General features: G+C 32.8%; 31 protein-coding genes and 1 tRNA gene. 13 read left to right on the forward strand and 19 right to left on the reverse strand.

Annotation, left to right across the window (positions count from 1 at the left end):
* The first annotated feature begins 133 nt into the window (after positions 1-133).
* Positions 134-481: a (2Fe-2S) ferredoxin domain-containing protein gene (locus tag HA152_RS06750; protein ID WP_209134847.1), complete on the forward strand. Its 348-nt coding sequence runs from the start codon at positions 134-136 to the stop codon at positions 479-481.
* Here the strand turns inward: HA152_RS06750 and HA152_RS06755 are convergent.
* Genes HA152_RS06755 through HA152_RS06770 form a run of 4 tightly spaced genes read right to left on the reverse strand, consistent with a single transcriptional unit; the run spans position 471 to position 4421 of the window.
* A complete protein-coding gene (locus tag HA152_RS06755; protein ID WP_209134850.1) occupies positions 471-1556 on the reverse strand; it encodes an alpha/beta fold hydrolase in 1086 nt (361 codons plus the stop codon). The two genes, HA152_RS06750 and HA152_RS06755, sit on opposite strands and share 11 nt — an antisense overlap.
* Complete coding sequence (locus HA152_RS06760) at positions 1537-2976, reverse strand: NAD(P)(+) transhydrogenase (Re/Si-specific) subunit beta (protein WP_209134853.1); 1440 nt, start codon at positions 2974-2976, stop codon at positions 1537-1539. The genes HA152_RS06755 and HA152_RS06760 overlap by 20 nt, the downstream gene beginning before the upstream one ends.
* An 8-nt stretch (positions 2977-2984) precedes the next feature.
* Complete coding sequence (locus HA152_RS06765; protein WP_011863273.1) at positions 2985-3278, reverse strand: NAD(P) transhydrogenase subunit alpha; 294 nt, start codon at positions 3276-3278, stop codon at positions 2985-2987.
* Positions 3279-3290: 12 nt separating this feature from the next.
* Positions 3291-4421 carry a Re/Si-specific NAD(P)(+) transhydrogenase subunit alpha gene (locus tag HA152_RS06770; protein ID WP_209134854.1) on the reverse strand — a complete coding sequence of 377 codons (1131 nt, stop codon included), beginning with the start codon at positions 4419-4421 and terminating at the stop codon, positions 3291-3293.
* Between the two features lie 127 nt (positions 4422-4548).
* Between HA152_RS06770 and HA152_RS06775 the strand changes: the two genes are divergently transcribed.
* The 3 genes from HA152_RS06775 (at position 4549) to trxB (ending at position 6962) form a co-directional block, all read left to right on the forward strand.
* Positions 4549-5127 carry a hypothetical protein gene (locus tag HA152_RS06775; RefSeq protein WP_025894761.1) on the forward strand — a complete coding sequence of 193 codons (579 nt, stop codon included), beginning with the start codon at positions 4549-4551 and terminating at the stop codon, positions 5125-5127.
* Between the two features lie 154 nt (positions 5128-5281).
* Complete coding sequence (locus tag HA152_RS06780; protein WP_025888753.1) at positions 5282-5506, forward strand: hypothetical protein; 225 nt, start codon at positions 5282-5284, stop codon at positions 5504-5506.
* Positions 5507-5585: 79 nt separating this feature from the next.
* On the forward strand, positions 5586-6962 hold the full coding sequence (gene trxB / locus HA152_RS06785) for a thioredoxin-disulfide reductase (protein WP_209134855.1): 1377 nt from the start codon (positions 5586-5588) through the stop codon (positions 6960-6962).
* 9 nt (positions 6963-6971) lie between these two features.
* On the opposite strand, the gene infA is transcribed toward trxB, so the two are convergent.
* The 4 genes from infA to petM form a co-directional block, all read right to left on the reverse strand.
* On the reverse strand, positions 6972-7238 hold the full coding sequence (infA, locus tag HA152_RS06790) for a translation initiation factor IF-1 (protein ID WP_025938552.1): 267 nt from the start codon (positions 7236-7238) through the stop codon (positions 6972-6974).
* Positions 7239-7330: 92 nt separating this feature from the next.
* Positions 7331-7543 (reverse strand): hypothetical protein, encoded by a 213-nt coding sequence (locus HA152_RS06795; RefSeq protein WP_209134856.1) that lies wholly within the window; start codon positions 7541-7543, stop codon positions 7331-7333.
* Between the two features lie 52 nt (positions 7544-7595).
* Positions 7596-8558, reverse strand: coding sequence for an NAD(P)H-binding protein (locus HA152_RS06800; protein ID WP_209134858.1), 963 nt, complete (start codon positions 8556-8558; stop codon positions 7596-7598).
* 57 nt (positions 8559-8615) lie between these two features.
* Positions 8616-8714: a cytochrome b6-f complex subunit PetM gene (gene petM / locus HA152_RS06805; RefSeq protein WP_011132786.1), complete on the reverse strand. Its 99-nt coding sequence runs from the start codon at positions 8712-8714 to the stop codon at positions 8616-8618.
* 93 nt (positions 8715-8807) lie between these two features.
* Between petM and HA152_RS06810 the strand changes: the two genes are divergently transcribed.
* Both HA152_RS06810 and ilvN read left to right on the forward strand, forming a co-directional pair.
* The gene (locus tag HA152_RS06810; protein ID WP_209135834.1) at positions 8808-9746 is read left to right on the forward strand and encodes an alpha/beta fold hydrolase; all 939 of its coding nucleotides are present in this window, start codon (positions 8808-8810) and stop codon (positions 9744-9746) included.
* A gap of 3 nt (positions 9747-9749) precedes the next feature.
* Entirely contained in the window at positions 9750-10274 is a 525-nt protein-coding gene (ilvN, locus tag HA152_RS06815) for an acetolactate synthase small subunit (protein WP_209134860.1), read from the forward strand.
* On the opposite strand, the gene HA152_RS06820 is transcribed toward ilvN, so the two are convergent.
* Both HA152_RS06820 and HA152_RS06825 read right to left on the reverse strand, forming a co-directional pair.
* The gene (locus tag HA152_RS06820; protein ID WP_209135835.1) at positions 10271-10876 is read right to left on the reverse strand and encodes a peptidylprolyl isomerase; all 606 of its coding nucleotides are present in this window, start codon (positions 10874-10876) and stop codon (positions 10271-10273) included. The two genes, ilvN and HA152_RS06820, sit on opposite strands and share 4 nt — an antisense overlap.
* A gap of 47 nt (positions 10877-10923) precedes the next feature.
* Positions 10924-11481 (reverse strand): photosystem I assembly protein Ycf4, encoded by a 558-nt coding sequence (locus HA152_RS06825; RefSeq protein WP_209134861.1) that lies wholly within the window; start codon positions 11479-11481, stop codon positions 10924-10926.
* A 182-nt stretch (positions 11482-11663) separates the two neighbouring features.
* Here HA152_RS06825 and psbD point away from each other — a divergent pair, with 182 nt between their 5' ends.
* Together psbD and psbC are read left to right on the forward strand one after the other, a co-directional pair.
* A complete protein-coding gene (gene psbD / locus HA152_RS06830; protein ID WP_002807316.1) occupies positions 11664-12740 on the forward strand; it encodes a photosystem II D2 protein (photosystem q(a) protein) in 1077 nt (358 codons plus the stop codon).
* Entirely contained in the window at positions 12724-14106 is a 1383-nt protein-coding gene (gene psbC / locus HA152_RS06835; protein WP_011818757.1) for a photosystem II reaction center protein CP43, read from the forward strand. Before psbD ends, psbC begins: the two co-directional genes overlap by 17 nt.
* Positions 14107-14165: 59 nt before the next feature.
* Here the strand turns inward: psbC and HA152_RS06840 are convergent, their stop codons facing one another.
* On the reverse strand, positions 14166-14777 hold the full coding sequence (locus HA152_RS06840) for a nucleoside triphosphate pyrophosphatase (protein WP_209134862.1): 612 nt from the start codon (positions 14775-14777) through the stop codon (positions 14166-14168).
* 66 nt (positions 14778-14843) lie between these two features.
* Here HA152_RS06840 and HA152_RS06845 point away from each other — a divergent pair, with 66 nt between their 5' ends.
* The gene (locus tag HA152_RS06845; RefSeq protein ID WP_209134863.1) at positions 14844-16373 is read left to right on the forward strand and encodes a cobyric acid synthase; all 1530 of its coding nucleotides are present in this window, start codon (positions 14844-14846) and stop codon (positions 16371-16373) included.
* Positions 16370-16621, forward strand: coding sequence for a 2Fe-2S iron-sulfur cluster binding domain-containing protein (locus tag HA152_RS06850; protein ID WP_209134870.1), 252 nt, complete (start codon positions 16370-16372; stop codon positions 16619-16621). Before HA152_RS06845 ends, HA152_RS06850 begins: the two co-directional genes overlap by 4 nt.
* Positions 16622-16631: 10 nt before the next feature.
* Here the strand turns inward: HA152_RS06850 and HA152_RS06855 are convergent, their stop codons facing one another.
* Both HA152_RS06855 and HA152_RS06860 read right to left on the reverse strand, forming a co-directional pair.
* Positions 16632-18455, reverse strand: coding sequence for a hypothetical protein (locus HA152_RS06855; protein WP_209134872.1), 1824 nt, complete (start codon positions 18453-18455; stop codon positions 16632-16634).
* 1416 nt (positions 18456-19871) lie between these two features.
* On the reverse strand, positions 19872-20066 hold the full coding sequence (locus tag HA152_RS06860) for a hypothetical protein (RefSeq protein ID WP_209134875.1): 195 nt from the start codon (positions 20064-20066) through the stop codon (positions 19872-19874).
* Between the two features lie 93 nt (positions 20067-20159).
* On the opposite strand from HA152_RS06860, the gene HA152_RS10075 reads away from it, so the two are divergent.
* Positions 20160-20288 (forward strand): hypothetical protein, encoded by a 129-nt coding sequence (locus tag HA152_RS10075; RefSeq protein ID WP_280634302.1) that lies wholly within the window; start codon positions 20160-20162, stop codon positions 20286-20288.
* A gap of 35 nt (positions 20289-20323) precedes the next feature.
* On the opposite strand, the gene HA152_RS06865 is transcribed toward HA152_RS10075, so the two are convergent.
* The 4 genes from HA152_RS06865 to HA152_RS06880 all read right to left on the reverse strand — a co-directional run bounded on the left by HA152_RS06865 (position 20324) and on the right by HA152_RS06880 (position 22595).
* Positions 20324-20926, reverse strand: a complete 603-nt coding sequence (locus HA152_RS06865) for a rhomboid family intramembrane serine protease (RefSeq protein ID WP_209134883.1) — start codon at positions 20924-20926, stop codon at positions 20324-20326.
* Between the two features lie 93 nt (positions 20927-21019).
* Positions 21020-21178: a hypothetical protein gene (locus HA152_RS06870; RefSeq protein ID WP_209134886.1), complete on the reverse strand. Its 159-nt coding sequence runs from the start codon at positions 21176-21178 to the stop codon at positions 21020-21022.
* Positions 21179-21425: 247 nt separating this feature from the next.
* A tRNA-Ser gene (locus tag HA152_RS06875) sits at positions 21426-21510 on the reverse strand.
* Between the two features lie 62 nt (positions 21511-21572).
* Entirely contained in the window at positions 21573-22595 is a 1023-nt protein-coding gene (locus tag HA152_RS06880) for an extracellular solute-binding protein (RefSeq protein WP_209134890.1), read from the reverse strand.
* A 102-nt stretch (positions 22596-22697) separates the two neighbouring features.
* Between HA152_RS06880 and HA152_RS06885 the strand changes: the two genes are divergently transcribed.
* Positions 22698-23363, forward strand: a complete 666-nt coding sequence (locus HA152_RS06885; protein WP_209134892.1) for a Fe2+-dependent dioxygenase — start codon at positions 22698-22700, stop codon at positions 23361-23363.
* Between the two features lie 73 nt (positions 23364-23436).
* Positions 23437-23676, forward strand: coding sequence for a hypothetical protein (locus HA152_RS06890; protein ID WP_209134895.1), 240 nt, complete (start codon positions 23437-23439; stop codon positions 23674-23676).
* 76 nt (positions 23677-23752) lie between these two features.
* Here HA152_RS06890 and HA152_RS06895 read toward each other — a convergent pair whose 3' ends face one another.
* Together HA152_RS06895 and HA152_RS06900 are read right to left on the reverse strand one after the other, a co-directional pair.
* A complete protein-coding gene (locus tag HA152_RS06895) occupies positions 23753-25042 on the reverse strand; it encodes a carbohydrate porin (protein WP_209134897.1) in 1290 nt (429 codons plus the stop codon).
* A gap of 139 nt (positions 25043-25181) precedes the next feature.
* The coding region (locus HA152_RS06900) for a glycine--tRNA ligase subunit alpha (RefSeq protein ID WP_209134901.1) at positions 25182-25846 on the reverse strand (665 nt) is incomplete at its 5' end.

Below are 25846 nucleotides of genomic sequence, written 5' to 3' on the forward strand. Positions count from 1 at the left end.
ACTAATTACACCTTATTTTAAATTAACCCAAGATCTTAGGAATTTGCTTTATTCTTTGAAATAGAAATTTTTACGGGTATTTATCTTATGCCTTAGAATTGACTTAAAGGCAGTAATACAAAGGGATTTAAAAATGACAAAATGGGTAAATAAACACCTTCTACTATGCGCAACACCCACAAAACAGAAATGCTTTAAAGGCAATGAAGGTCAAAAAACATGGGAATGTCTGAAAAAGACTTTAAAAAAATTTGAGAATGATCCCTGTACAAAAAACGTTCATATATTAAGGTCAAAAGCTGACTGTTTAAGGATATGTAAGAACGGCCCGATTCTTCTTGTGTGGCCTGATGGTATTTGGTACGAGAAAGTTTCTCCAGAAAAAATTTCAGAAATTTTTACCTCACATATTATTAACGGTAAGCCAATAGAAAAATGGATTTTTAAAAAAACACCATTTTTAAATAGTCCTAGATACTAATAAACCAGTTCTTTACTACTTCGTCTGACCAGCAGCCATTAATAGAGTGAAAACCATTATGACCTCCTTTTTCAGTTATAAAAATAGTAAATTTATCAATAAATTTCCCTCTTAAATCCAAAGTTGCATTATATGGAACCCAAGGATCATCCTTGGCATGAATAAAAAGCATTTGAGGTAATTTTTTTATTGAGTTTTGGATTCTAAATATTGGAGAAGCTTTAACATAATAATCTTCTAAAGAATCAAATCCCCAACTTGGAGCTGTAAATTTCTGATCAAATTCCCTAATGCTTTTTAAAGATCTAATTTTTTTTCTTAATTTTTCATTATTTAGAATTTTGCCTTCATCATTAAATCCGTCCCATAACTGATTTTTTAAGCGATGAAGTAACCATTTTTGGTAGATATAATTTCTAGATTTTTCAATACAGAGACTGCATGATGATAAATCTAAAGGGCTACTCACACAGGCTAGGCCATCTAAAAGTTTTTCTCCTTTGTTTTCATCGTAATCTAAGCAGGCATTTAAAAGAATTGTTCCGCCTAAAGATAATCCAACTCCGTAAATTGGAAGATTATTCATCTTAATCAGATCTTTAAACTCTAAATTAATGAATTTTTTAAAATAATTAATTGCTGAAATAACATCACTGGAGCATCTAGCACAATAATTTCCTTTAGCTAAATATCTTGCAGATCCAGATCCTCTCAGATTTAATTTAAGAACTCCAAAACCATTATTTGCTAATTTCCTAGAGATTCTTCTTAAACCAAACCGTTTAGTTGAGCCCCCTAAACCATGTGTAACGATTACAAAACCCCTAAGTGAGTCTAAGTTTTCAGGTAATTCTAAAAACCCTAGAAGATAATCACATTCAAATTTTTTAGAAAGAATTTTATTAATCGGAAAGAATATTTTTTTATTTTTTTTTGATTTACCAAGATCAATAATAAAAGTATCTCTCAAAGTTTGTAAGTCGCCACCTATCCAAGGTAAGGCTTCTCGAAATGGCTTATTTTTTAGGTAATCTGAAAAACTAAAAGATATACTATTATTTCTCCCCAACTCCAAGATCCTTTAATTCTCCAATCAAATCATTCAGTACTTTTTTTGCATCACCAAAGACCATTGAGGTATTTGGCAGATCAAATAAATCATTTTTTATTCCAGAGTAACCTGCACTCATACCACGTTTAATTACAAATACCGTTCTTGCTTCCTGCACATCAAGAACTGGCATGCCATATAAAGGAGAAGAGCTATCATTTTTAGCTTGAGGATTAACCACATCATTTGCTCCTAAAACTAAAACAACATCCGTTGCTGGAAAATCAGGATTTACAACGTCCATCTCTTTAAGTTGTTCGTAAGGAACATCTGCTTCTGCTAAAAGTACATTCATATGTCCAGGCATTCTCCCCGCTACAGGATGAATTGCGTAAACAACTTCAATACCATTTTGCTCTAGTTTTTTTGTAACTTCCCTTAAGGTATGTTGAGCTTGAGCTACCGCCAGACCATAACCAGGAACAATAATTACCTTGTTGGCTGCCTCTAAAGTTAATGCACATTCTTCAACACTGCAAGAAGTTATATTTGTATATTCTCCTGAACCAGAAGAGGATGTACTTTGTGCAGATAAAGATCCTCCAAAAAGAACTGAGACCAATGATCTATTCATACCCTTGCACATTACTTGAGTAAGTATTAGGCCTGCTGCTCCAACCATTGCGCCTGCTACTATCAAAAGCTGACTATCTACAACGAAACCTGCTGCTGCTGCTGCAATCCCAGAATAGCTATTTAATAAAGATATAACGACTGGCATATCAGCTCCACCAATTGGTAAAGTAACTCCAATACCTAATAAAGAAGAAACTATAACTAAAAGCCAAATAGAGCTTGCATTGCCGTTTATCAAATCAAAAAAGGCTATCAATGAAGCAACTGCAAAAACAATATTTACAAAATGTCTAACTTTGCTCTGCGTCCATCCTGGAGTTGACAACCAACCCTGTAACTTTGCCATCGCCACAATTGAACCTGTGAAAGTTATGGCGCCAACAAATATAGAAATAGATATTGAAACTTCGTTAATCAGTGACTTAAAGAAATCAAAATTTTCATGGCCACCAGATATAGGAAAAATAGCTACTCCTAAGGCCACTAAAAGCGATGACATTCCTCCACAACCGTTGAACAATGCCACTGTTTCAGGCATGGAGGTCATAGGTACTTTTTTTGCAAGAATTGCTCCGAATAAACTACCTATGATTGATCCAATTATTATCCAAATCCAAGACTGAATAGCAATTCCAGAAGTGCCTAAATAATAAGAAAGTAATCCTACTACTGATAACGACATTGCAAATGCAGCTAATCTATTGGCATCCCTTGCTGACTTTACTTTTGACAACCCTTTTATTCCCAACGCCAGTAAAAGTACTGCTAGAAGGTCAATTACGAATTTAATGATTACAGGTAGATTCATGTTAAAAATTACTTTTTATTTGATGGTTTACGACTAAACATTGCGAGCATTCGATCAGTTACAAAGAAACCACCTACAACGTTGAAAAGAGCAAATCCAAGAGAAACTGAACCAATGATTAAAAGTGGTACGTTACCTTCTGCTTTTACAATTAAAGTCAAGGCTGCCAGCATTGTTATTCCTGAAATTGCATTTGCTCCACTCATTAGAGGTGTGTGAAGAGTGGGAGGAACTTTTCCAATTAACTCGAGGCCTAATAAACTACCAAGTAAAAGAACCCAAAGAAGACTTATAAAAGACATAAATTTAAAACCTCAATTTTCAAAAACTTTATTTTGAAGAACAACTCCTTCATCGCTTAATAAACATCCAGAAATGAGTTCATCCTCTTTATCTAATTTAATTAGACCATCTTTTATAAATGGTGTAATCAAAGATGTTAAGTTCTTAGCATAAAGTGAACTTGCATCATAAGGAACTGAAGAGGGTAATTCGCCAGCTCCTATAAGTTTTACGCCATCTTTGATAATAGTTTCATTTGATTTTGTTCCTTCGCAGTTCCCTCCTTGAGAGACAGCTAAATCAATAACAACTGCTCCAGACCTCATTTTTTCAATCATGGGCGAGTCTATTAACACAGGGGCCTTTTTACCTAGAACTTGTGCAGTACATATAGCAACATCAGCTTCAGATAAATATTTAGTTAAAGTTGCCTTCTGTTTTGAGAGGAATTCGGGTGTGACAGCTTTTGCATAACCTCCTGCCTCTCCTGGCTTTTCCTCAACTTCAGGAAGTTCTATAAATCTTGCTCCGAGGGACTCTACTTGTTCTTTAACAGCAGGTCTAATATCAGATACAAATACTATTGCTCCAAGTCTTTTTGCTGTCGCAACTGCCTGTAATCCTGCAACGCCTCCACCAAGAACCACTACTTTGGCAGGTTGGACTGTCCCTGCTGCAGTCATAAGCATTGGGAAATATCTATCTAACTCACTTGCAGCCAAAAGAACTGCTTTATATCCAGCAATATTGGCCTGTGACGAAAGAACATCAGAAGATTGAGCTCTACTAATCCTCGGAAGCAACTCTAGTGATAAAGCTGAAATCTTATTACTATTTATAATCCTAAGAAGGTCCTTATTACCATATGGGTTAAGAAGACCAAGAAGAACAGCGCCTTTCTTTAACCTAGTTAAATTATCCTCTGATGGAGTTTGAACACAAAATACTAAGTCCGCTTCACCCCAAATTTCTTGATCTAAGTTGTTTATTATTGTTCCACCCGATTCTTCATATGATAAGTCACTAAATCCTGATAATTTTCCTGCTGAACTTTCAATATAAACATCACATCCAAGGCTTTTTAATTTCTTTACTGCTTCTGGTGTAGCTGAAACTCTCCTTTCACCAGAGCTTGTTTCGGAAGGAATAAGTATCTTTGTCAATTTATTTATTTTTTTAACATACTAAATATAAATTGAAGAAAGTCAAAAGTCTTGGATTTTTGTTAAAAATATATTTTCTTTTCTATAAAAAATAGCTATCTAGAATATATAAGTACCAAATTATCCAATGAGTATAAAAGCAATCGAATGTCCTGATGGAGTTTGCCACAGTCATCATGGTGGTCATGCTGTTCCAAGGCAAGCCATGCAGAAAAATCTAGAAAAGCATGGTAAAGACTGGTGTGAGAAATTAGCAGAGAGAATTTATGAAATGTCAGTTGATACTTATTCACAGACAGTCATGCCCAGTCTCCACTCGGCAGGTTGGCAAAGAAGACATTTAGATTGGGAGTTTAAGCTGGCAGAAAATGATTCTGAACCTGATGAAGCTCTTGTTGAAGGAATTATTAATGCCACAGAAAGCTTTCTAAGGAGTAGTGAGGTACATCGATTATTTATCCAGGAATTAGTTCAGGGCACATTCGAGGAAGCAAATGATAAAAAAATAATTTCTAAAGCAATAAAATCTATCATCGAAGAGGAAATTGTTAGTTCACTAAGAGAAAAGAAAGAAACTCTTTTAAAGAAAATATCCGCAAAATTAATATCAGAAGAAAAAGTTAGCGAGGAACTTGCAATAAATTCAGCTAAAGAGGGTTTTGAGGAAGTTGAAAGGCTACTTGCAAATCATAGCGAGGCAGTCTAACTCTATTTCTTTATATTTTCTTTATAATTAACCCAAAAATTGGCTCAAATATAAACTAAAGATTAAATTATTGTTTGGAAGTACAAAGTTGTAACTTATTAGACAATAGATAGGTTGTCTGATGTGTTTATGTATATACAACTTAGAACTTTCAATGGACAATTTCATTAGAAAAAGGATCGATATTGCGACCTGTTGGGCTACCAACAGAATTTCTGCAATGGACACTTTAGAAAGGTATGAAGACAGTTATGCAATCGCAGAAGAATTTAGGGAGTGGATACTACATATTGGAGAAAAGAACGAAAACTTAAAAGATTCTGTTTTAAACTTCCCAAAGGAATTGAAAAAGTTATTAGACCAAAAAGTCAACGATTGAGTAATAAATCTATCGAGTGAAATCCGCCCTACATTATTTGGGTTTGTTTATTATTATAAGAAGTGAAATTAGCAAATAAATGGAAAATAAAGAGAATGGTTCAAACGTAGAAAATGTTGTAATTATAGGCTCGGGACCTGCGGGGTACACTGCAGCAATATATGCTGCAAGAGCAAATCTTCAACCATTACTTGTAACAGGATTTAATTCTGGTGGAATTCCAGGTGGGCAATTAATGACTACAACATTTGTTGAAAATTATCCAGGCTTCCCAGATGGAGTACTGGGTCCTGAATTGATGGATCTAATGAAGGCTCAAGCAGAAAGATGGGGCACTAATTTATACGAAAGCGATGTAGTCTCAATAAATACTGATTCACATCCCTTTGAATTAAAAACTTTAGAAGGAACTATAAAAGCAAACGCAATTATTATTGCAACTGGAGCAAGTGCAAACAGATTAGGCGTTATAAATGAAGATAAATTTTGGAGTAAAGGAATAAGTGCTTGTGCAATATGTGATGGAGCCACCCCACAATTTAGAGATGAAGAATTAGCTGTTATTGGAGGAGGAGACTCTGCATGTGAAGAAGCGGCATACCTCACAAAGTATGGCAGCAAAGTGCATTTGATTGTTAGATCAGAAAAATTAAGGGCCAGCGCAGCAATGGTTGATAGAGTAAAAGCTAATCCAAAGATAGAAATCCATTGGAACACAAAAGTTGATAAAGCTGATGGCTCTGAATGGCTTGATAGAATAGAAACTATTCACTCTCAAGAAGGTAAAGGGGAAATTAATATAAAGGGTCTTTTTTACGCCATAGGACACACGCCAAATACGAAGTTCTTAGAAAACAAAATTGATTTAGATAATAAAGGATATATTGCTTGCAAATCAGGAAGACCAGAGACATCTATTGAAGGAATTTTCGCTGCAGGTGACGTTGTAGATTCAGAGTGGAGACAAGGAGTTACTGCTGCAGGAACAGGCTGCATGGCAGCATTAGCCACTGAAAGGTGGCTAGCCGAGAAGAACTTAGCAAAAACCATAGTCAGAGAAACACCCGAACCAGAAAAAAAACTTAATTCATCAGATTTCAATGAAGACGAGGTTAATGAAGATACCTTCGATTCAAACTCTGAATGGCAAAAAGGCAGTTATGCATTAAGAAAGCTTTATCACGAGAGTAAAAAACCTCTCTTAGTTATTTTTAGCTCCCCAAGCTGCGGCCCATGTCATGTCCTGAAACCTCAATTAAAAAGGGTAATTAAAGAACTTGATGGTGCAGTGCTCGGAGTTGAAATAGATATTGATAAAGATCAAGATATTGCAAAACAAGCTGGTATAAATGGCACCCCAACAGTTCAACTCTTTAAAGAAAAGCAATTAAAAAAACAATGGCAAGGCGTCAAACAAAGAAGTGAGTTTAAAGAAGCTATAAAAAATATTCTCTAAAGAAACTTTTTACTTATTATTCCTCTTTGGATTATTTTTATTAGTTGTAGGTCTAGCATTCCCTGCGTTTCTTTCTCTATAAGTTATCCTGCCCCTAGAAAGGTCATAAGGGCTTATCTCAACTAAAACTTTATCTCCAGCTAATAATTTAATTCTAAATTTAGTCAATTTACCTGCGGCTCTGCATAAACATTGATGTCCTTCAGGTTGTTCCAAGGTAACCAAATAAAATCCATTCCCCTGCTCTTTTTCTATTACACCTGAAGTTTCAATCATTAATTAATCTTTTACTAATTTCATATTATCAGAAAAAGATTGGCCAAAATTGATTTAAGAAAAATTACATACGTAAAAATATAAAATTCAATTCAAATTGAAAATTTAATTTCATTGATTATTTGAAGTTGACCATAGTAAAAATTTGCTTTTGCAATTTTTTCAGAATCCTCTAATTGATCAAAAAAAACAAACCCAAGGCTTTCCCATAATGACGATCCGCAAACGTTGTTCAATTCATTTTTTGCTTCTTTTGCAAAATTATCTAGTTTTCGTTCAAGACTTTTAGATTTAGAAACAGACATAATAAATAATATACATAGTACAAATATACTATCTAAGTCTAAAATTGCAATATTAAAAAGGTAATCTCTTTTTTTCTTCAATATTAAGATCTGCTTCCATTTCCCTTAATCTTTTAAGTATTTGTTGGTAGTACTCTTTTATATAACTCTCTAGTGAGGTCATATCTTCTTTTTTAAGTTCCAATATTTCGTAAGTTTTGCTCATATCAGCATCTAATGATTCACCACTACTAGTTACTTCAGCAAAAGCCAATCGCTCAGCAACATTAAGAGAATCTTGGAAAAAGGAAACCACTTTTTGAGTGACATTTATAAGGAAGGGGGAAACTCTAAAGATTTTCGCCTTTTTTTCACTAAATTTTTCACATAAAGATATAACTTCATTTGAATCCCATGCTTTGGGACCTACTAATGGCAATGATGTTCTGTGAGTTTTTGGATTATTTACTGCTGCCACAACAACTTTCGCCATATCTTGAGTATTCATATAAGCAATTTTAGTTGGAGTACCACTCATCCAAACTGCTTGACTATCCAAGATTGGGATGGCGAATTGACCAATAACTCCTTGCATAAAAGCTGCGCATTTGAAGATTGTATAGTCAAGGGAAGATTTCTCAAGAAGTTTTTCAGTGCAAAATTTAATATCCATCAAAGGGACATTTCTAAACTTTTCTGTTAAAAGGATAGAAAGGAATATTACCCTTTTTACATTTAAAGATTCACATGCATTGAATAAGTTAAGCTTCCCATCCCAATCTATTTCATAGATACTTTTAGGATCATCTGGCCTGCTAGTCGCCGCATCAATAACTGCTTCAATATCTTGCAATGCATATTCAATATCAGAAGAATTTAATAAATTACCTTTTGTTAGTTCACAACCCCACTCTTGTAGAAAGGAGGCTTTTCTTGGGTTTCTGACAAAGCATCTAACTTCATGTCCATCTTCTATAGCTTGCTTTGCTATTTGTCTACCAAGTGTCCCTGTTGCTCCCACTAAAAGAATCTTCATATTTAAGATTTACTTAACTTGTAGACCATAACTCAATTTGTGATGTATTCGTGAGAATCAATCTCCCTGAAACTTTAATAACAAAGCGCCACCAACTAATCCTATTGGTATCAGTATCCAAAAAACTGCTGCAATACTAAAAATTTCTTTAGCCATAGTAAAATTTAATGATTACTATAATTTACATTCAATATACATTTATTTGTTAAAAAAGTAGATAATGCAAATATCTTGAAAATTTTTGAATACATGAATAATAATTTCAAAGAAAATATAAACTTTCCCAATTACTGGAATTGGAATGGTTTTAAAATTTGTTGGAGTGTTACAGGCGAAGATAATAAAGTTCCAATTATCTTTCTCCATGGATTCGGCGCTAGTCGAAAACATTGGAGAAACAATTTAGAATATTTCGCGAAAAGGAATTGCGCCTCATATTCATTAGATTTAATAGGATTTGGAGATTCAGATCAACCTGGTATTACACAAATTGGAAAACTAGATAATGAGATTTGGTCTAATCAAGTGAAAGACTTTATTGCACAGGTGATAAGACCGAAGAATTCTGGGAAAGTAATTCTTATTGGCAATTCCCTTGGATCACTAGTTGCTTTAACATGTGCTGTTTCATTAGAGGATCAGATTGCAAAAGTTATTGCATCCCCGCTGCCAGATCAAATTCAAGAAAATAAAAAGTCGAAAAAAAAATCATCATTTAAAAAATTTCAAGATAAATTCATAAAAATATTTTTTATATTTTTTCCTTTGGAAATTATTTTATTTTTAATAACCAAATTAGGTGTTATAAAACTGGGACTAAATTCTGCCTATTTCAAAAAAGATAATATTGATCGCGAATTAATAGATTTGGTAACAAAACCAGTTCTAAGGAGCACTTCAGCTAGATCATTAAGAGCAATGTGTATTGGAATGTCTTCAAGAGATGAAAAATTTCAAGCTTCTTACCTTTTGAGAAAACTGAGCGCCTCAAAAAAAGTTCCTTTCTTATTGATTTGGGGAGAAAAAGATAATTTCATACCTTTGTTTATTGGTAAAAAGATTGCAAATTTTCATAGATGGGTAAAATTAAAAATAGTATCCAATTCAGGGCATTGTATCCATGATGAAGACCCTTCAGTTTTCAATAGAATTTCTTATGAATGGATTAGCGATTTAAAAACCTTTTAAAAAATGAAACATACATTATCAGTTCTTGTAGAAGATGAATCTGGAGCCTTGAGTAGAATCTCTGGTCTCTTTGCTAGAAGGGGATTCAACATAGATAGCCTTGCAGTAGGACCTGCAGAAGCTAAAGGGATATCAAGGTTAACAATGGTAGTAGAGGGTGATGATGAAACTCTTCAACAAATGACTAAGCAACTTAATAAGTTATTTAATGTTCTGGGAGTTGTAGATTTTACTAATCTCGCAGCTGTTGAGAGGGAATTGATGTTACTAAAAGTTTCATCGAAAGAAGATACTAGGAGTAATATCCTTGATATAGTACAGATATTCCGTGCAAAAGTTGTTGATGTATCAGATATGGCCTTAACTCTCGAGGTAGTTGGAGATCCTGGGAAGTTGGTTGCTCTAGAGAAATTACTCGAGCCATACGGTATCCTTGAAATTGCGAGGACTGGAAAGGTAGCTCTTAAACGCTCTTCAGGAGTTAATACAGAGATGTTGAAAATAAATAAATATTCTCTAGAAATTTAATTAGATATCTGTACTGCTTTGATATAGTCTTCTTTATTGATTTTTTCGAGTACGTCTAATCCTTTAATAATCTTTCCAAAAATAGAATATCTTCCATCTAATTCTGGGATCTTACTAGTTACAAAAAAAAATTCAGTAGATGAAGACTTATTCTTACCTCTCTTAACCATAGCGATTGATCCACTCTCAAAAGTATTAACTAAATTTTCAGTTTCATTAGGATTTTTTATTTGATAGTTATATCTTGGTTTTATTTCTTCTTTGAACTTTATTTCTAAAGGTATTGATGGACTTGTCTTATTCAGGTTTTGTTTTCGTTGAATATAAAATTTATTTTCCGGATTAACACCACCATGTATAAACCTTATTTGGGGATAATCTATTATTTTATAAAATTTTTGATTTACATAAATATTATTGTCTATGTTTTCCAGAAAGTTTGATACTGTTAATGGGTTATCTTTACCAAATAATTTAACCTCAAAATCACCTTTTGTAGTTTTAAAGTTAACTATTTTATTACTTTGTGAACAATTGAATTTAAGTTTTTGGCAGTAATAATTTGAATCAATCTCATTTTTATAACTACAAGCTTGAAACAAAAACAACACCTGTATAAAAAATAATGTTTTTAAAAAATATTTTTTTTTTATTTTAGGCCCTCCAAATTAACATTTAAAAATTTAGCTAGACGCGCGCCTTCTTCTTCAACTTGAAGTAGTGGTTTAAGTTCGCCTGCTCCGCTTAAAGGGAGAGGTTTTTTTCTGCCTTTTAATACTAAGGCAATTCTTCTTCTAGGATTAAATCCCTCACTTATATCCAACTTAACAGATTTAATTTCATCGAAATTTAATTTAACTTCAACATCTTTAAATAATCCTTTTCTTTTTATTTCTACAGATTTTGAGGATTTATCAAAATAATTACTTCCTGAGCCAAAGTTTATGTAAACCAAATACCATAAGTAAAAATTTAATAAATTAGCTATTACTCCGTATGCTCCCATTATTATTCCTTGAGGGATAAACAATAAAGTTGAAGGATTTCCTAAAGGTAATAAATCCCTTCCTGTGTAGCTAGATATAGAGGCCAAAAGAAAACCAATACCTCCTATAGTTAGCATTCCTCCAATAATATAATTTGAAATTTTTCTTGATCCACCGATTTTTTGTTCGATTTTATCGAAAGACGTGAGGTCTGAATTCATTTTTATCTTTTTTTAGAGCCTAATTCAGATAATTTAACAAACTAAGGGAGTATTCTTACCTAATTTTTAATAAAAAAGTCAGGAAAGCTTTACAAGGCATTTCAGATATACAAATATTTCCCCACATTACTCTCAATCTTTGTTACAGTCACTGCGTATCCCGAAGCTAAAAACGATTTCTCATGACGATCGCAGTTGGTAGCGCCCCACAAAGAGGATGGTTTGATGTCCTCGATGATTGGTTGAAGCGTGACCGCTTTGTATTTATTGGTTGGTCCGGACTACTTCTACTTCCTTGTGCATATCTTGCTATAGGTGGTTGGTTTGTCGGAACAACATTTGTTACCTCTTGGTACACACACGGAGTTGCAAGCTCATACCTCGAAGGTTGTAACTTTTTAACAGCAGCTGTAAGTACCCCTGGTGATGCCATGGGACACAGTCTTCTATTTTTATGGGGTCCTGAAGCCCAAGGTAGTTTCGTAAGATGGCTACAACTTGGTGGTCTTTGGAACTTCGTTGCATTACATGGAGTATTTGGCCTTATTGGTTTTATGCTTCGTCAGTTTGAAATTGCTGGCCTTGTTGGAATTAGACCATACAACGCATTAGCTTTCTCAGCAGTAATTGCAGTTTTCACAAGTATTTTCCTTATCTATCCTTTAGGACAGCATAGTTGGTTCTTCGCACCTTCATTTGGTGTTGCAGCAATCTTCCGTTATATTCTGTTCATTCAAGGTTTTCACAATATTACTTTAAACCCATTTCACATGATGGGAGTTGCTGGAATTCTTGGTGGTGCTCTACTTTGTGCTATCCACGGAGCTACAGTACAAAATACTTTGTATGAAGATACAAGTATTTATACAGATGGTAAGGTTCAAAGTTCAACATTTAGAGCTTTTGACCCAACTCAAGAAGAAGAAACTTATTCAATGATTACAGCTAATAGATTCTGGAGTCAAATCTTTGGTATTGCTTTCTCAAACAAGCGTTTCTTACATTTCTTGATGTTGTTTGTACCTGTCATGGGTATGTGGACATCTTCAATTGGTATTGTTGGCTTAGCACTAAACTTAAGAGCTTACGATTTTGTAAGTCAAGAAATCCGTGCAGCAGAAGATCCAGAATTTGAAACTTTCTATACAAAAAATATACTTTTGAACGAAGGTATGCGAGCATGGATGTCTTCTGTGGATCAACCACACGAAAACTTTGTATTCCCTGAGGAGGTTCTTCCACGTGGAAACGCCCTTTAATAACTTATTAAGAGCTCCAAACCAAAGTATTGAGGAAACTGGTTATGCCTGGTATGTAGGTAACGCTAGATTAATCAATTTATCTGGACGTTTATTAGGAGCTCACATTGCTCACTCTGGACTAATAGTCTTTTGGGCAGGTGCAATGATGCTCTTTGAGGTTAATCATTTTACTTTTGATAAACCAATGTGGGAGCAAGGTCTAATCTGTATGCCACACGTCGCAATGTTTGGCTACGGCATAGGCCCAGGTGGTGAAGTTACTGATATCATGCCTTTCTTCCAAGCAGGCGTGGTTCACTTGATAGCTTCCGCTGTTCTTGGTTTTGGAGGTATTTACCATTCATTAGCAGGCCCAGAAAAACTTGAAGAAGATTTTCCATTTTTCTCCACAGACTGGAGAGATAAAAATCAAATGACTAATATCCTTGGATATCATTTGATTGTTCTAGGTGTAGGTGCACTAGCATGGTCAGTAAACTGGTGTTTTATTGGCGGTGCATATGACACATGGGCACCGGGTGGTGGTGAAGTCAGACTTGTAAATCCAACCTTAGACCCAAGAGTTATCCTTGGTTATCTATTCAGATCTCCATGGGGTGGAGCTGGTTCAATAATCGGTGTTAACTCCATAGAAGATATTGTTGGTGGACATGTTTATGTGGGTATTACTGCAATTATTGGAGGAATATTCCATATCTTTACCAAACCTTTTGGATGGGCTAGAAGAGCATTTATCTGGAATGGTGAAGGATTATTAAGTTACGCACTTGGTGGAATTTGTGTTGCAAGTTTTATTGCTTCAACTTTCATTTGGTTTAACAACACTGCTTATCCTTCAGAGTTTTATGGCCCAACAAATGCTGAAGCTTCACAGGCTCAAAGCTTTACTTTCCTCGTGAGAGATCAAAGAATTGGAGCTAACGTAGGTTCAACTATGGGACCAACTGGTCTAGGTAAGTATCTCATGAGATCTCCTACTGGTGAAATTATATTTGGTGGTGAAACAATGAGATTTTGGGATTTCAGAGGCCCATGGTTAGAGCCTTTAAGAGGACCTAATGGATTGAGCCTTGAGAAAATCCAAAACGATATTCAGCCTTGGCAGGTAAGAAGAGCTGCTGAATACATGACTCATGCTCCAAATGCTTCTATCAACTCTGTTGGTGGAATCATTACAGAGCCTAATGCTGTTAACTTCGTTAACTTAAGACAATGGTTAGCTGCAGCCCAATTCTTCCTAGGATGGTTTACATTCATTGGTCACCTTTGGCATGCTGGACGTGCTAGAGCAGCCGCTGCTGGTTTCGAAAAAGGAATCGACAGAAAGAGTGAACCGGCTCTAGAAATGCCTGATTTAGATTAATTTCTATCTCATCAAAAAAAGCCCTATCTATAGATAGGGTTTTTTTTTGCTCAATTTTATTATCTATATAAATTTTCCCTGAGCCATGGCAAACTTAAACCCATTACATTACTGAAACAACCCTCTATTTTTTCTATATATTTACTGCCTATACCTTCCAAGGCAAATCCTCCTGCGCAATATAAAGGTTCATTTGTATCTACATAACTCTTGATTTCCCAATCTTCCAAATTAGAAAAATAAACTCTTGAACTTACTATTTTTTTTATTATTTCAGTGATTTTAAAATTTTTAGAAGTTGAATCAAAATTCCCAATTATTAGAGTATGACCAGTATGTAAAAATCCAAATTCTCCAGACATTTTCTTCCATCTAAAAAATGCCTCCTCTTTATTAGATGGTTTTCCATAAGCTTCTCCTTTAAATTCAAAAATTGAATCGCACCCAAGTATTTTCAAAGGCCCATATTTAAATTCTTCGGGCAATGATATGTTTTGAATATTTTCAGATAAACTATTAGCCTTTTGAAAAGATAATTCCAAAGCTAAATTAAATATATTCTTTTCTTGAATAGTAGTTTCATCAAAGTTACTTGATATTTGGATAAATTCGATTTGACAATTTTCTAGTAATTTCTTTCTAGATTGAGAGGCAGAGGCTAGAATTAACACAAATTTTTTTCCAAATTATAATTCAATTTAATGATTAATAAATTTTAAAACTAATATAAATTACTAATGGAGTTAGAAACAAAATTACATGAAATAAAGAAACCAATAATGGTCCTAGGCACTTCCAGTGGAGCAGGGAAATCTTTAACGGTTACTGCAATTTGCAGGATTCTTAAAAATTTAGGAGAAGAACCAATACCTTTTAAAGGACAAAATATGAGTAACAACGCTTGGGTTGATTGGGAAGGTGGAGAGATGGCATATTCACAAGCACTTCAAGCTTTTGCTTGTGGTATTAATCCCTCTGCAGATATGAATCCCATTTTATTAAAACCACAAGGAAACTCAATAAGCGAGGTGATTCACCTTGGCAAAAGCATAGGGACCACAACCGCACAAAATTACTATAAAGATTGGTTTATTCCAGGCTGGGAAATAATTCAAAAAAGTTTAAAGTCTATTTACGAACGGAATCCGAATTGCCGTTTAATTATCGAAGGGGCTGGGAGTCCGGTAGAGATGAATTTGATTCATAGAGATCTGACTAATTTAAGAGTTGCTAAATATTTAAATGCAAATTGCATTTTGGTTACTGATATTGAAAGGGGAGGTGTATTTGCACAAATAATTGGGACTCTTGAATTAATGAAGCCTGAAGAAAAGAAGCTTATTCAGGGAATTATTATAAATAGATTCAGAGGAGACCTTTCATTATTTGAAGATGGGAAAAAATGGATAGAGAATAAGACTCAAATCCCTGTTATTGGAATCATTCCATGGTTAAATGATTCATTTCCTCCAGAGGATTCTTTAGATTTAATAGAAAAAAAATCACTTTCTAAAAATCCTGAAATCAAAGTTGGAATTATAAAATTACCATCTATTAGTAACTTCTCGGATTTTGATCCACTAGAAAATGAAGAAACAATATTAATTGAATGGATTAGAAAATCACAAAACCTAAGTAAGTATGACTTTATTATTCTGCCGGGCAGTAAACAAACTATTAAAGATCAAATATTTCTTGAAAATTCAGGTTTATCTCAAGATATAAGAGAATATTCAAATAATAAGGGAAATATTATTGGGATTTGTGGAGGATTACAAATGTTAGGCACAACTCTTGAAGATCCTTTTTTTAGAGAGGGTTCTAAAAATTATTCTGAACAAAAAATCAAAGGGGTAGGGTTACTACCATTAAAAACGATTTTCTTTAAAAAGAAATTAACACGTCAAATAAACTCTGAATCTTTATGGCCATGCCAATCAAAAATTAATGGATTTGAAATTCATAATGGTCAAACTGAATTGGACAACATGCAAGGCTCATTGAAGATAAACCCTATTTTTAAAGATTTAGATCTTGGTTGGTATAAAGAAAGTAATGATGGCGGGATAATAGCAGGCACATACATTCACGGGATCTTTGAAAATGACAACTGGAGAGATCAATATATTAATTTAATAAGGAAGAGCAAAAATTTACCAAAATTAAATCAAAAATCAATATCTTATAAAAAGAAAAGAGATTCAATTATAGAAAATCTTGCGAATGAATTCGATAAACATTTAAATCTCAAATCATTTTTAAGTTGAAAGAAAGAAACATCAAAATTTTATGGTCAAATAATAATGAAACATTTGTTTCAGAGGGAGATGATTGGTTCTCTTCTGCTGAAAAAGCAGGTTTAAAAATACCGACTGGATGTCTTACAGGAAGTTGTGGAGCCTGTGAAATAGACGTTAATGGTGAAACAGTAAGGGCTTGTATCAGTGAAATTAAAAACAATAAAGAATGTACATTAAGGGTTTCTTTAACTACAGACCCCTTTTGGGAAAACTAAAAGTTTTTTATTAATATAAAAAATTCAACTTAATTCCAAATCTATTTTCATTATCTTTCAGAAGATGTCCAATATCTTGAACTCCGGCAGCATTTGAATAATACAAATCTAATGACTTTTCAGATGAAAAAGAATATCTTACAGCAAGAGTAGAGTTTAATTCTGAATCGTTTTTAATTGAAGTATTTATTTCTGGGATAAGCATCAAATTATCTGATAAATTTATATAACTTGAGAAACCGATCCCACCAAAACTTTCGACACCACTAAAAAAGTATTTGGGACTAACATTAAATGCTAACCAATTGTTTAATCTAAAAGTATTCATAAATTCTGTGAATAAATACCCTTGATTGGTATCATCATTTCTACCAACGGATAATCTTGATGCAAGCCAATAGAGGTCGTTTTTTTGAGGACTAAATATTAGAAGCTTCCCGCCTAACCTAAAATTAAAATTATTTTCATCTAAATAGTTTGAATATAAATGTGACTTTTTACTTCCTTTAAAGTTTAAATTATTAAACCTACCAATATTTAGAAGTTCTAGTTGGAATAAATTTGATAAAGAATAATAATAAGAACCAAACAAATTTCCTCTACTATCAGAGCTAATATTAATTTGTGAATTTCCAGCTTTTGGTAGTAAGGCATTATTTACAGTAATTCCGCCTTTACTAATCAATTTATCTCTTTCATTGAGAGTATTAAGGTATGTATCCTCTCCATAGGGTCTGTAAGTTAAAGTGGCAGAATACAGCGGAAGGTCATCTGATGGAATAGTAAGTATTCCAGTAGAAGGAGAAGCCCCATATGAGTTGGTTATTTTACCTTCAATTCCAATTTTAGGATTAACATTCCATCCCAAACCAAAACTATATATAGGCTTTCTAGAATAATTTAAATTACTGTCAAAATAATTATTACCCGGACCCAGAGGGGTTGTATATGAGAGAAGAAGATTAAAATCTTCTGCAATATCAAAAACAAGGCCACTTCCTATATAGAAATTATTACCATACGAGTTTTTACCAATTCCTTTAGGACCTAATTTCTCAGGCAAAAATGTGATCCCCGGGACAATTAAAGCACTGATGTTTTCATTTAAATTTTTTGATATAGGAAAAGATAAAGCCCCAACTAAATTTTCAAATTTGTCTTTACCAAGAGTACTATCTTTTTGATTATATATGCTTTTTGCGGTTTCAGATCCACTAGCATGCCTCCAATATTCAAGAGTAGATACTAATGACAACCCAAAATCAAAATCTTCCTCATCTATTAATTTTTTCTTAAGAGAAAGTGCATAACTTTGCCAATAATAGTTAATTTTCTGTCCGTCTACTAAGTTATATAAGTCATCATCGGCTCCTGTTATATAGATAGAAATAAGAGAAGAATCTGAAATTCCGTAATCAAAAACAAATGAAGGATTTTGCTGACCAGTCCCACCCCCTACACCTCCGTCAAAAGATGATTTCCACCTAACTGAGGCTTGAATAGTGTCATATTCAAGGAAATTATTGAGTGGTAAAAAGGGTTCAATTTCAGTAATAGAAAAAACTGATATTTTTGATGATTTAAAGTTTCTTTTTTCACTATGAGAATTTTTCTTATCAGTTGTTGAGCTTTGTTTATTTTTTTTTTCAAAATAATTTTCATCACTTTCGTAGTATTTCCAGATAATCTTTTTCAATGGATTGGATTTATTTTCCTCTACCTTTTCCCAATTAACCTTATTAAATCTAGTGATATTTTTATTTACTTTTTCTGCAAAGACTCCTATAAAATTTAGCAATTGACTAATTAAAAATATATAAATAATCAACCTCATATAAAAACTTCTTAGATTTCTTGGGTGAATTTTTAATAATACCCTAAAAAAACTACATAAATCAATCTGAAGTTTCCTAAGAAAATAATTATCTAAGAGATAAAACTAATATTTAAAATAGATTTTTTAGATTTAAATTTATCTGCAAAAAAAAGGGGGAGGATAAAACTATAGTTGAAAACTACTGTAAATAAAGAAATACAAAAAATTTTTACTAAACATTCCCGATTATAAATAAGAGAAACAGATAATAAAAAATTGAGCCTAAAAATGTATTTAATAGGATTACTTTGTATTTGATTTTTGTAGAGGCAATAATATAACTTCCTAAAACATGAGGTATTATTGGGAAAGATCTTATGATTAAAATGTAAAAAGATCTAAAGTTAACATTTTTAAAAAATTTATAAAATTTATTTTTTTCTGGTTTTTTCAAAAACAATATATTCCCTGAAACTTTTAATTTTATTTTTCTCAAAATAAAAACTTGGAATACACTTAAAATTGTTAGAGCGGGAGAAAAAAGAAAAACATAATATAACCCAAAAATTTTTATTAAAATAAAGTCAAAAACAATTGAAAAAGGAAGACCTAAGAATATAGAAATAATATTCAGAGCCATCAAATATTTGTATTGAATATTATTAAGTTGGGCTTCAATATCATAGATATATTTAAAAATTAGAGCTATAAAATAAACCATCAAATAGAAAAAAAATATTTTAAAAATTAAAGGTTTATAATTTATATTTTTTCTATTCATAGAAAAATCAACTATTGCAAATGATCATTAAAAAAATGTGATTTCAAAAAACCCCTTTTAAAGGTAACATCCGTGAAAATAAAAAGTAAAAATAAAACTTCTTTTTATTTGTTCTTTATATAAATCTAAGAATTCTATAATTAGTTGTATATTTCTTAATTAGAACTATTTTTAATAAACTTACAGGTGAAAATTACATCACCCTCAAAATGGGCAAAAAATGGAACTACGTGGGACATATTTTCAAGTGACAAATGGCATATCCTCCAACAGATCAGCCAAAACCGAACACTTGCAGATATTGGACGATATAGGAAAGTCAAAAAAAAGTCGTAAGTTTACATAAAAAAACCCCTATTTCTAGAGGTTTTTCTATGGGTTAACTAAATCAAGTGTTTCCTTGTTTCCACTGTTTAGTAAACCACTCCTTCACACAACTATAAATTATGTAATTTATTTCTTTTCCGTGGAAGGGGCGAATGGGATGTTAATTAACTGTCACATGTGCCAATTGTTTATTTCAGTGAATTTGTTGTAAAAAAACACCCTAATTTAGAGAGAAGGATTTTTACTTATCAGAAATTAGTTTGTGCTGAGTTTATGATTAATACAAACTAATGGCAAAAGTTATCAAATTTCTACAATATTAATTACTAATTCTTTTCCCAAAATAGATAAAGATTTGAAAACTGGTTTTTAGTATCTACTATTGCAGTACTTGTTGAGATCAACTTCCATCCTGCAGAATTACGTTTTTTCATAATTGCTGCAAGTTCGTTTTCTTGTCTTTGAGTATTTGCATTACCAACTGCGTAATATATATCAAGATCATTTTCTACTTTTGCCATTTTTTAAGTTGATACGTTATTCAGAGTTAATATTAATCAATCTTTCATCGTTAATGGGAAAGCTTCGATAGGGTGGTTGAAAATAAGACTTATATGGTATTACCTTCACACCAAATTGCTATTGGATTAGTGCTTATAAGTATTGACATATTAGTTACTTTTGATATCAAAATTGATTTATTAAAAAAAAAGAGTAGAAGAAATTGGGGTACAGAAAAATAACAATATTAATTTGATCAAGTAATAATTAATCTAAATTAAATTAAGAATAAAAAACACCCTGAAATAAATCCACTTAAATGACCTAATAAACTTACCCCTGGCAAAAAAGAGAAAATCAAACCTATGAGACATATTGTCTTTGACATTTTTTGAACTTCATAATTGGGCTTAAAACCGATTTCTTTACCAAAAAAATATTTCTTTCCATAAAAAGAAGTTAATAGTAAGAATCCAAATAAAGCATAAATTATTCCACTAAATCCTAAAGCGGCATAATTAGGATAGATATTAAAATAGGATAAGATCTTTTCGTAAACCCAAATAATAAAGAAATTAATAAAAGAACAAATAAAAATAAATTTCAAATAAAAAAATCTGCTTTCGATTCCAAGTCTCATCAAAAAATATCTAGTGATTATTATTCCTCCAAGATTACTTAATAAATGATTTAAATCTGCGTGGATTAGAATTGATGTGAAAATCCTATGGGGTTGATCACTAATTAATCTTGGTACAAAGTAAAAATATTCTTTATCAATAACGTCAATTAAATCTGTAAAAATAAAAACTAAAATTAGAAAAAATCCTGTTGCAAGATACTGCCAATCATATTTAGATATTGAATTATTAATAGCCATATTTTCTTTATTTTTATACTAAAAGAATATCTACTTACTTAGAAGAAAAGACCCGCATTAGGATCTTTTTAATGTCTTGAATTTATATTACCTTTAGTAAACTTTGCAATGAGAACTTGTTGGGTGCTCTATGCATTCTTTTTCCCAATAATCTTTTCTTGGATCTTTTGGTAGTTGATAATTAAAATCATGCATTCTCCAAATATCTGAAGTTGCATTTTTCAAGGCAGTGAATGGAGTGGTGAGTCTCATAAAACCTCCTTTATCTCTACTATTTAATTATCCTGCTATTCAATTGAAATTAATAGAGTATTAATACCCGAGTATTAGTGCTTTGTTGTAGTCACAACTATCTTTCTCTATATATTAGGAATATAAATAATTTAGGAGTTAAAAGCACTTCATCGACTTTCTGGACAGAGAGGTGCATATTATGACTCGAAGAGGGCAAATAAATGCCCTCTTATTTTTAGGAATTCCAGAAACTATAAATTATTAACGGAGAGGGTGGGATTCGAACCCACGAATAGTTTCCTATTAAACGATTTCGAGTCGTTCGCTTTCGACCACTCAGCCACCTCTCCGCCTGTTTATAAGTATGCACATAATTAACAGGAAATTATGAACTATATAATTATCTTAATTTTTAGTTCCACCCTGCTTCTTTCATCAATTTAATAGCTAGAGAATTTTTTTCTCCAAGGTCTTCTACAGTGACACTATCAGGTATAAATTCTCCAAAATTCTTTACTATTTCATTCTGATTAACTTCCTTCAATGGATGTTCAAAAGTTGGTGCAGCTAAACCTTTACTTCCTTCCGGAGATGCTAAGAATTCAAGCAACTGAATAGCTTCATTTTTATTTGTTGCATATTTTGCAACACCACCGGCACTAATATTTACGTGAGCAGGATTAGGTGTAAGGACCTTTGTTTTTTTTGCATACAAAGCATCTCTCCTCCCATTGACGCCAGCTAACATTCTCGCGACATAATAATGATTAACAATTCCTACTCCACATTTTTTCTTAGAGACTGCTCTAATTATTGAAATATCCCCTGGGAAAAAGGGTTTTGAAACGTTTGAAATCATTCCGCTTAACCAAGCTCTAGTCTCTGATTCACCTTTGTTAATTATTTGATTGGCAACTAAAGATTGATTATATGGACTTTTTCTATTTCTTAAACATACTTTCCCTTTTAAAGAAGGATCAGCCAAATCAGTGTAATCATTAATCTTGCTAACATCTACTACTTTTGGATTGGCTATCATGACTCTTACTCTTCTTGTTAATGCATACCATTCCTTATTAGGATCTTTTAATCCAACAGGAACATCATTTTCTAAATTAGAAGATTTTATTGGTTGCAGTAATCCAGCTTTGGCTGCATTAGTAATTCTTGCGGCATCTACTAGCAAGATTAAATCTGCTTGAGAATTCTCCCCTTCTCGTTTCAATCTTTCGATTAAAGAAATTCCTGCTGCCTCTATAAGCCTTACTTTAATCCCTGTTTCTTCTGCAAATTTTTTATAGACGCTCCTATCAGTGTTGTAATGTCTACCTGAATAAACCTTAACTTCTTTTTCTGTGGAATTAGCGGGTATATTAACGTTTAGCAAAAATGTACATGTTAGTGCTGTATAAAATAATTTTTTGAGTTTTTGCACTTTTTGAAATTAGTATCTATGGTTACTTTATAACTATCAAAACTGTTAAAACTCTAAAAGAGATCTTCTATACACCAAGATGTATCATTTTTTATAGTGCATATGAATTATTTAACTCAACAGTTATTAAATGCTGAAGAAATCAACCTATTAAAAAAAGATTTAGAGGATGAAACTCAAAATTGGGAAGATGGAGGGAAAACTGCTGGCAGTCACGCCTCAATCGTAAAAAATAATTTGCAATTAAATAGAAATTCTGAATTATCAAAAAAGTACTCACAATTTGTTAATAAAAAGATCCTTTCCAACCAATTAATAAAAAGTTTTTCTTTACCAAAAAGAATACATGGAATAATGTTTACAAAATCATCAAAAAATATGCATTATGGGAGACATATTGACAACCCATACATGTCTTCTGGTAGATCAGATTTGTCATTTACTCTCTCATTAACAAATAAAGATTTTTATGAAGGTGGGGAATTAATTATTGAAACAATGAATTCAGAAGAGAAATTCAAATTAAATGCTGGAGAGATAATTTTATATCCAAGTTCTTACTTACATTCAGTAAGCGAAGTAAATAATGGTGAAAGGATAGTATGCGTGGGTTGGATAGAAAGTTATGTTAAATCTACTGAAAAAAGAGAATATTTATTTGATCTAGACGCAGGTGCAAGAAGTTTACTAGCAAAGAATGGCAGATCTGATGAACTAGATCTTATTTTCAAATCTTATTCAAATCTTTTAAGAGCTATGGGAGATTAAAAAGAATCATTTTATACAACAAAAAGAATATAAATTTGAAATTGATTAATATATTAGAAAACATATTTATCGAATGCCAAAAAGAAGTTCAATTGCAATTTTTATCGCAGCCACAAGCGCATTAGCTATTTCAACGGCGGATAGTAATTCAGTTAAATCAGGTGAAAATGATTTAGGTGGACTAAAGGAATGGAATACTGATATGGCTTTAGATGCAGATTTCAAATTAGATGCGGAAGCTCAAAAAATAGCAGATGAAGCTGCAAAATCAAGTACTTGTGTTCCTATTGGAGAAGGAGAAAATTGTTGGTAAAAACATAAAGTTTTTAAAATATAAAAAAGTGCAAAAAAAAACACCCTTACGGGTGTTTTTTATTTGTTCACTATATTTAGAATTTAAATGTAGTTTGAACAATCCCTCCAAAAACGTCACCTCCTGCAGTACCGTTTCTATCAGTTCCTCCAAAAATGGTAGGAGTAACACTTACAGAATCATTGAGCATATAAGAATAATACAATTCATAGGCAAATGGGTCAGTAGTCTCATCCTCATTAGTTGTAGGTTGGCCAAAAGCTATCCCAATTCTGTCGTCAGGTTGAAAAATATCCTGCCAAGTTAGTCCTGCGAACCAAGCATCAGAAGAATCTGACGCAGCTGGGGCTCCATCATATACTGTTGAGTCATATCCCAAAGATATAGAAGGAGTGGCTGAGCCTGTTTCAAGTGGACGCCACCAACCTCTTAGACCTACAGAGGAGAAATTACCTGTCGATGAACTTGGACCATGTTGTAATGAATGGTAGTACGTATCGCTCCAACCATTATATTTCTGGTTTACGAGCACAGAAGCTGACCACTGAGGTTTTGTTATACCAATCTGAGTTGCCCAACTGGTTTTTGTATCATCTGTCAAAAGACCTGTATCCGTTCCAGAAGAAGTAGTTTTAGATTTTGTTCCTATATTTGAACTAAGAGCAAATCCATTATCTGCTTTATAAGCCCATCCAGCACCAGTGTCTGTACTTGCGCCATAAGCTTCACCATTACCCCCAAGACTAAATTGTTTAGTTATTGGCTTGTAAATTGAAGGGGCAGTACCATGCATGTAATAGTTTTCAATCTTTGGACCTATCCATACAGTATTGTTATCACCAACAGGGAATTCGTACCAAATCTTATCAACTCCTAAAGCTCCGGCATTTTTACCTAAAGAACCTAGATAACCACCGTAAGTTTTGTCAGCCATCCAGCTGCCATGGTTACCAGTTTTGATTCTAATGTAAAGATTATCGTCGCCTGTAAAACTAGTATTTAAATTTGCAGTATAAGAATACCCAAAGTTAGTTGCTTCAGTTTTGGTTTCAGAACTCAAAGAATAATCAACAGCACCAATGTCAAAGATTACCTTGCCATCCATTGTTGTTGTATCTGAGAACCCACCAGCTTCAAATTCTGCTTGTTTAACTTCAAGGCCATCAACACGACCTTTGAGTTTTGCAATGTCTTCACTAACTTCGTTAATGAATGTTTTACTGTCAAGTCTTGAAGATTTTTTTATTGTGCTACGCGAGTAGCTTTTCATTTCTTCTAAGTTGACAACATCGGAAGCTTGAGCAGCAATTGGAGCTAATAAGCTCAAAGATGCTCCTGCGACCAACATTTGTTGGAAGAGTTTCATTTTACCTCACACTAAAATTACCCATAGAAATGGGTACCTAAATTGTATCCAAGGTAACCTTTTTGGGTAGGACCTTAAGATTCACTTACGAGTAACAAATTTTACAAAGTTTTTATTTTTATTACTCATCCCAAAAGTTTTAATTTTTTTTTAATAAGGGAAAATTTAAAGTATTTCTCTCTTCCATCCAAGATGATGCAACTTCTCTTGCTAATTTTCGAATCTTTTCAATGTATTGAGCACGATCAGTAACTGAAATAACTCCTCTGGCATCAAGAAGATTAAAAGTATGACTACATTTCAGAACAAAATCAAGTGCAGGGTAAGTTAATTTCTTTTCTATTAAAGAAATTGCCTCATCTTGGTAAATTTCAAATAATTTTCTGAGATTGTCAGCACTAGATTCAGTAAAATTATAAGAACATTGACTTTTTTCAAATTGAAGCCAAATATCACTATATTTCAAATCTTTGTTCCAATTTAAGTCCCATATACTTTCCTTATCCTGCAAAAACATTGCAATCCTCTCTAGCCCATAAGTAATTTCAATTGGGATTGGATTACAATCTATCCCCCCACATTGCTGAAAATAAGTAAATTGAGTAACTTCCATTCCGTCCAACCAAACTTCCCAGCCAACACCCCAAGCTCCAAGTGTTGGAGACTCCCAATTATCTTCCACAAATCTTATGTCATGATTTCTAGGATTAATTCCAAGAGATTCTAGAGAGGTCAAATATTTTTCCTGGATTCCTTCCGGTGAAGGTTTAATAATTACCTGATATTGAAAGTAATGTTGCGCCT

It is taken from the genome of Prochlorococcus marinus XMU1412 (assembly GCF_017696315.1).
GTDB classification, from domain to species: Bacteria; Cyanobacteriota; Cyanobacteriia; order PCC-6307; family Cyanobiaceae; genus Prochlorococcus_A; species Prochlorococcus_A marinus_AF.